Consider the following 928-nt stretch of genomic DNA (forward strand, 5'->3'; position numbering starts at 1 on the left):
GCGGCGGCGGTGGCGGTACCACCAGCGCGGGTACGGGCGGCGGCGGTGACGCGATCACCATGGGCTTCTCGCAGGTCGGTGCGGAGAGCGGGTGGCGCACCGCGAACACCAAGTCGGTGCAGGACTCGGCGAAGAACGCGGGGATCACGCTGAAGTTCTCCGACGCGCAGCAGAAGCAGGAGAACCAGATCAAGGCGATCCGGTCGTTCATCCAGCAGAAGGTGGATGTGATCGCCTTCTCGCCGGTGGTGGAGTCGGGCTGGGACACGGTGCTGATGGAGGCGAAGAACGCGAAGATCCCGGTCATTTTGACCGACCGGGCGGTGGATTCGAAGGACACCTCGCTGTACAAGACGTTCCTGGGCTCGGACTTCGTGGAGGAGGGCAAGAAGGCCGGGCAGTGGCTGGTGCAGGAGTACAAGGACAGCAAGGATCCGGTGAACATCGTGGAGTTGCAGGGCACCACGGGGTCGGCGCCGGCCAATGACCGCAAGGCCGGGTTCGCGGAGGTGATCGGGGCGGATCCGAAGTTCAAGGTCGTGGCGTCGCAGACCGGTGACTTCACCCGGGCCAAGGGCAAGGAGGTGATGGAGGCGTTCCTGAAGTCGACGCCGGACATCGACGTGCTGTACGCGCACAACGATGACATGGGTCTGGGTGCGATCGAGGCGATCGAGGGCGCGGGCAAGGTGCCGGGCAAGGACATCAAGATCATCACGGTGGACGCGGTGAAGGACGGCATGCAGGCGCTGGCCGACGGGAAGATCAACTTCATCGTGGAGTGCTCGCCGCTGCTCGGCCCGCAGCTGATGGACCTGGCCAAGAAGGTCGTCAAGGGCGAGCAGGTGCCGGCCCGGGTGGTGACCGAGGAGACCACCTTCACGCAGGAGCAGGCCAAGCAGGTCCTGTCCTCCCGCCAGTACTGACC

General features: G+C 65.3%; 1 protein-coding gene. It reads left to right on the forward strand.

The genetic code is table 11. The features are described 5' to 3' along the window. Nucleotides 1-926 (forward strand): ABC transporter substrate-binding protein (locus HCN51_RS57740; RefSeq protein WP_168022229.1); only part of this gene is annotated, 926 nt, incomplete at its 5' end. Nucleotides 927-928 lie beyond the last annotated feature (2 nt).

Source organism: Nonomuraea composti, from assembly GCF_012034275.1.
GTDB lineage: Bacteria > Actinomycetota > Actinomycetes > Streptosporangiales > Streptosporangiaceae > Nonomuraea > Nonomuraea composti.